This window comes from Heyndrickxia sp. FW510-T9 (genome assembly GCF_058781025.1).
Genome location: NZ_JBYSWK010000094.1, coordinates 1 through 6,146, shown reverse-complemented (window position 1 = coordinate 6,146; position 6,146 = coordinate 1). Strand labels below are relative to the sequence as shown.

Genomic DNA, 6,146 nt, shown 5'->3' with positions numbered 1-6,146 from the left:
CTAATGTGACCCATTCTCCTTTTTATGTGCCCTTCCAATTTTTTCGCTCCCCAAATCCAATTTATTGTGACCCGTTTGCTGTTCTATGTGCCCTGCTCTCCATCTAATGTGACCCGTTCTCCTTTTTATGTGCCCTTCCAATTTATTGTGACCCATTTGCTGTTCTATGTACCCTGCTTTCCATCTAATGTGACCTATTCTCCTTTTTATGTGCCCTACCATTCCTTTCGCTCCCCCAATCCAATTTCATGTGCCACGTTTGCTGTTCTATGTGCCCTGCTTTCCAACTAATGTGACCCATTCCCCTTTTTATGTGAACTACAGAATCCTTCCCACTATCACATTATCCTCATTACAAAAACCATAAAAAAACCTGATCTCCAAAAGAGATCAGGTTTTCACAAAACATAATGCAGTTGAAAAAAGGTCACCTATTTTCAACTGCATTATGTTTAGATAATCAAATTCGTTTTCATTTATATTAAATATCCATTAAGTAATTCTAATCCAAATATAATCTTTATTTCATTAGAATCTAGTGAACCTTATGTAAGATATAATTGTTGCAAGGACAAGCAGCACCCCCCCTTTTATATATACCTAATCTTTGCCGGCTGAAATGCCGGTATTTTTTTTTCAAAAATATAGAAAAAAATAAAAGACGCCTGAAATTCGTCAGGCGTCTTTCCTTGCGTATTGCGGCGAAGTGTCGTATGACCACATTCATACGTTAGCACTTAAGCTTGTACCTTCGACTTATGCAAATAGCTCATCGCTAAATAAATATAACATGATTGCTCACATTAGACAAGTAGATTATAATCTTGCCACATTTTGATAATCTTGTTGAATGGTTTTTTCTTTTTTAATCATTGGAATAATAACCGCAAGTGCAACCCCAATTAATGCTACTGGTACAATATACCAAATATTCATTGGTGGAGTAATAAGTACTCCGGATTTATAAATGAAATATATACTTAGGAAATAAAATATACTCCCCAATAATCCTGCAAGCCATGTTTGTTTTTTTATTAATAAATATAAAAGCGGAATAAATATAAAAGTTATCGGAACATAGGATGTTGGATAATGAACAGCAAAAAAGGCTGTTTTTCCAACAAATCTACATAAAATGTAAAGAGCTGCAGCTGCAAATGGTATTCCGCGATCCTTAAATAAGCGGATAACAACAAGTGTTAATAATGATACTACTAATACAGAATAAGTTGGGTATATCCATTGTGGTACCCCTCCGAAAATTTGCGATGCAGGATCTTTTATTAAAACTAATATTTCCTTCGTTGCAATCGAATGTCCATGAATATATTGATCATATGATATAGCACCATTTTCCTGCTGCATGTTCGGAAAGACGAGACATTCTAACATAAACATCGCAAACCAAGTATGAATCGACTTCCATGATGGTTTTATATCATGTGTGTAAATATAATAGGCTCTCCATGCACCAACAATCATAATACCAGTGCCTATATAATAAATGAAATGAGTAGGGCTCCATGTCGTTAAATCTATTCCAAATTTAATATGATAGCTAAAATCTAATGGTATTCCTACTAGAAAAATTACATAGCCAATGGTCGTTAAATTTCTTGAAAAGGCATCCATATATTTAGGCTTTCTCCACTCTAAAAACAATAGGTAAGCCCCTAATGCAAATCCCATAAAATTAACGATATGCGGAACTGAATATTTTTCGAATAAATATTTGAAATGGTAAGAAGCATCCCAAGCAGATCCAGCAAATTTCAGAAAAAATGCAAGTACCCATAATCGATAAAATTTCAAATCTATGAACCTCCCTATCTCACATTATCCAAGTAAATCCCATGCACTTCCAAACACAATAACAAGAATACAGCTAACCAATAGAGCTATACCAAAATTAATAGCTGTTTTACGTGTCGTTTTCACTTTAAATAATTGATACACAAAAATAGCTCCAGATATCACCAAATAAAGATCACAAAATAATATCAGCCACAATTGATAGATATTTTCCGTATGTGGTATTGCAGATACATGCCCTAATATAAAAGGAAAGTTCGGTAGCAAAGCAATCCATCTCCTCCAATATATTCCTATGAGTAAAAAAACTATTACTAATATACCATATAAATATTAAATTGAAATGAAAACGATTTTTTTTACAATAAATCTATTAATAAGATTCGATAGCTCATCTTCAAATTCCTTTGTCACAATAATCTTTTTACTACCAATCAAGATTAAATCCTGTAATGATGAATTTCAAGCTGCCATAATTGATAAAATGTCTATGATGCAGTATCGTAACAAAAACTACCTATGGAGGAATTAGGATATGGAATTTCAGACCCTGTATAAATGGAATGAATCTATATGGATTGAAGCGGAAAAAATTTATGAACAAGCATTTCCGGAACATAGCCGAAAAAAACGCTCCATTATTCAAAAAATGTTTTACATGAACATGTGCTATTTACATTTAGGGTATATTGAAAACGAATTAGTTGCTATGGCGCTATCTGGTAAAGTAGCGGACCCAGATGTTTTAATACTTGATTATCTAGCTGTAAAAAAAGGATTTCAAAACCATGGCATTGGAAAAATGATGGTCGAATACATAAAAGAATGGTGCCAAGAAAGCGGAAAGCAATCTCTTGTAATTGTAGAAGTGGAAGCTGAAAAATCCAAAATAAATGAAAAAAGATGTCAATTTTGGATAAAATGCAGTTTTCAGCTAACTGATTATGCTCACTCTTATATTTGGGTACCTGAAAAATATCGCGCTATGTTTTACTCGCTGAAGCCATTATTACATGTACCTAATGGAAAAGAGCTTTTTAATCACATAACGGAATTTCATAAAAAAGGCTATTCAAGAACATAATTTATGACATTTATTCATATGGTTCATTTGTGATTTTTTCTTTTACTTTAAAGGGGAATTCTCGTATTCTTTAAGAAGGAGGGATCATGAATGATGAAACAATTTCAGATTACAAGAAATATGCTTTTAAAATTCCTTAAAGGCATAGATGAAAAAACAGCTGAAGTTCAGCCAAATGGTTTTAATAATACCATCCACTGGCATATCGGTCATGTCCTTGTGACTGCAGAAAGCTTTATGTTTGGCTATCCCAAATTGTCCGCAAACTTACCTGCTACCTATAATGAATGGTTTGCAATGGGCTCAATACCAGCAGATTGGAAAGGTGATATCCCAACTGTTGAATTATTAATTCAACAGTTAGAGGAACAATCTTCCAGAATTCAAGCGCTTTCTGAAGATTTTTTTGCTAGACCACTTCCTTTTAAATTTCCATTTGGAAACATTGAAACATTTAGCGATTTATTTGCATTCATGCTTTATCATGAAGCTGACCATTTAGGTCAGATGAAAGCGATGAAAAAATTGATACAGAATTAGGCGCATTCGTTACAAAATTCAATGTAAAAAAACTGCTTGTTAGTGACAAAGCAGTTTTTTATTTTCTGTTATGATAAACTCTCTACAAGTTCCTTCCGAGTCTTTTTAACATTTGCTAAATTCCCTTGATTTTCTTTCACTTTCCTTTTTAATTGTTCCAATATGCTTTTTATTTTGTATTGCTGATCTTCCGCCTGTTTTAAGGCATGATTTATTTTACCTTGAACCATCCAATCTACTATTAAACCATCGAAGAAGAAATCTGCAAACTTGAGCATATCAGATATATCGATATGAACATCCGTCATTTCATCGACATCTGATAATTCCTTTTGAAATTTCCGCATCTTTGATTGAGCTTCATTCACAAATTCCTTTGCACTGTCTAGATGATTATGTTTGACTGAAGTAGCGATGAGACCACCACCAAGCATGTCATATGTTCCCCAGTTCTGTGCTTTCTCCAATGAATGAACAGCGTTACATAATGCGTTATAAACTTCTTCTCCCGCATCCACTGCTTCAGTTAATTCAACTAAATAGGCGTTAATATCTGCTTCTTGATGGCTTAGATTATATAGTTCTATAGAATATGGAGACTGGCTATCCTTAATTAAACTTTCCTTTTTAAATAATATTTGTTCGTATTCATACTCAGAATCTTGCACTTCAGCTAACTTAGTTTGTAAATCATCTAACTCATGAACAATATCGTTTTTCGATTTCGTAGCAGCATCTAATTGCAACTGAATCTTAACGATGTCTTGTTTATCTTTATCTAGCCGATCTTCTTTTTTTCCTAGAACTGTCACAAATAAATTCGTTATACTAATAGTTTCTAGCTTTTGTATATCCATTTTGTCTTCATTCAATTTATTTTCTAATTGTGAAATGGTATTCCTTAATTCCGTTAATTCCTTTTGGTATTCAGTTACTTGTTTTTCCCATACCTGTTTCTTTTTCAGATTCCCTTTAATGCGTACAAGCTGTTCATTTAGCTCTTCGTACATAGTCCCCCTCCTTCAGTTACACAATTATTTATACGGATATCATTTTGTTTTGGTTTCTAAATACTTCGAAATTATTTTCAATGCTAATTTTTTTGCATTTCAAAGTTTTTCTTTTTTCATCTAATCAAAGTTACTATTTTTTATTCCAAAAAGTTATTTATAAATTCACTTAGAACATTCCCCAATTCATTCTCCTTATCCAACCACATATAATGTTCTACATCTTTTAACTCTATATAATTAGAATGTTTAATAAGATTTGAGATTTGTTGGATCGGCCACGATGGTCGCATATCCTTTTCTGCAAAAATAAATAAGGAAGGAAGATCTATCTGTGAAATATCTTGTAGTAATGATGGACTTTTAATAAATGAACGCCATGAATCAATTAAAGAACGGTGAACAATCTTATTGTAAGGATATTCAAATTCAGGTAACTTTTCACCTTTCTCTGCTTTATTTTGATTATAAATATTCTTCCAATCTCTATCATTTTGGATTCCAGTTCCGGAAATAGATACAAATCCTAATAAAGAATCTGGGTATAAAAGAGAATATGCTAATCCCAAATCAGCCCCCCATGAGTGCCCAATAACCATCCATTTTTTATAACCGTATGCTTGACGAATACTCTCCAGATCTTCGATACACGTTTGTAAATCGTATCCATCCAAATCATAACTAGAACGTCCGCAGCCTCTAGGGTCAAACATAATAACCTCACAAAAATTCTCAATAAGATTAGATACTGGCTCCATATAATTACAGGTTCCAGGTCCACCACTTATTAATATAGCTGGAACATTTCCATTTCCCCTTTTATCAGTCCAAAGTATTGCATTATCTACTTCAATAACCTTTTCAACCATTTTCATCCCCCTTTGTTTTATTAATAGATTATTATCATAACAATTAAATTTTTTTAAAAAAAGGATATTTTTAATTGCTTCGAGAATACGAATTATGTAAAACAGTGTATTACTAAGGAGGATTCTAGCTAATGAATGAAATCCGTTATGTGAAAGATACAAAAACCTTCAAGTCTAGTCATGTCTTGCCACCGGATACAAATAATCACAACACTTTATTTGGCGGTAAGCTAATGGCTCACATTGATGATGTTGCGGCCCTTTCCGCAATGAAACATGCAAGAGGTCAAGTAGTTACTGCATCTACTGATTCAGTTGACTTTTTGCAACCTGTTAAAGTAGATAATGAGGTTTCACTTGAAGCATTTGTCACGTGGACACATAATACTTCCATGGAGGTATTTGTGAAAATTATTGCAGAAGATCTATTAACAGGTGAACGTATTGTTTGTGCTACTTCTTTTTTGACGTTTGTAGCACTTGGAGAAGATGGGAAACCAACAAATGTAGTAAAAGTTGTCCCTGAAACGAAAGAAGAGATTTATCTTCATGAAGGTGCTGCAGAAAGAGCTGCTGCCCGAAAACTACGGCGTTCAAATAGTAAACAACTAGCTGATCTACTAGGAACCCGTCGACCTTGGGAACATTAAAATAGAATAATATCAGAAATTTATTAATTTCCAATGAAAAAGAATGAAATAAAAAAGCTCATCATAAGTATTTAAGTTAGCGTGGAGAAATAATAGATTTCAATGTCGTTTGGATATTTTTTTGGAAAGTTCACTTTTTAAATCGGAAGCAGATTTTCTTTTATCAACCCATAATTACCAT

Annotated in this window: 7 protein-coding genes; 3 read left to right on the top strand and 4 right to left on the bottom strand. The window is 33.2% G+C overall.

The window, feature by feature from the left end:
• Positions 1-816: 816 nt before the first annotated feature.
• Together AC3WJF_RS22850 and AC3WJF_RS22845 are read right to left on the bottom strand one after the other, a co-directional pair.
• Positions 817-1,812, bottom strand: a complete 996-nt coding sequence (locus AC3WJF_RS22850) for a hypothetical protein (protein ID WP_492456367.1) — start codon at positions 1,810-1,812, stop codon at positions 817-819.
• Positions 1,813-1,836: 24 nt separating this feature from the next.
• Complete coding sequence (locus AC3WJF_RS22845; RefSeq protein ID WP_492456365.1) at positions 1,837-2,079, bottom strand: hypothetical protein; 243 nt, start codon at positions 2,077-2,079, stop codon at positions 1,837-1,839.
• 268 nt (positions 2,080-2,347) lie between these two features.
• On the opposite strand from AC3WJF_RS22845, the gene AC3WJF_RS22840 reads away from it, so the two are divergent.
• Together AC3WJF_RS22840 and AC3WJF_RS22835 are read left to right on the top strand one after the other, a co-directional pair.
• Positions 2,348-2,896, top strand: a complete 549-nt coding sequence (locus tag AC3WJF_RS22840) for a GNAT family N-acetyltransferase (protein ID WP_492456364.1) — start codon at positions 2,348-2,350, stop codon at positions 2,894-2,896.
• Positions 2,897-2,986: 90 nt separating this feature from the next.
• Positions 2,987-3,436 (top strand): DinB family protein, encoded by a 450-nt coding sequence (locus AC3WJF_RS22835; protein WP_492456362.1) that lies wholly within the window; start codon positions 2,987-2,989, stop codon positions 3,434-3,436.
• Positions 3,437-3,504: 68 nt separating this feature from the next.
• Here the strand turns inward: AC3WJF_RS22835 and AC3WJF_RS22830 are convergent, their stop codons facing one another.
• On the bottom strand, positions 3,505-4,446 hold the full coding sequence (locus AC3WJF_RS22830; RefSeq protein WP_492456360.1) for a hypothetical protein: 942 nt from the start codon (positions 4,444-4,446) through the stop codon (positions 3,505-3,507).
• A 140-nt stretch (positions 4,447-4,586) separates the two neighbouring features.
• The gene (locus AC3WJF_RS22825; protein WP_492456359.1) at positions 4,587-5,315 is read right to left on the bottom strand and encodes an alpha/beta fold hydrolase; all 729 of its coding nucleotides are present in this window, start codon (positions 5,313-5,315) and stop codon (positions 4,587-4,589) included.
• A 131-nt stretch (positions 5,316-5,446) separates the two neighbouring features.
• Here AC3WJF_RS22825 and AC3WJF_RS22820 point away from each other — a divergent pair, with 131 nt between their 5' ends.
• On the top strand, positions 5,447-5,965 hold the full coding sequence (locus AC3WJF_RS22820; protein ID WP_492456357.1) for an acyl-CoA thioesterase: 519 nt from the start codon (positions 5,447-5,449) through the stop codon (positions 5,963-5,965).
• Positions 5,966-6,146: the final 181 nt, after the last annotated feature.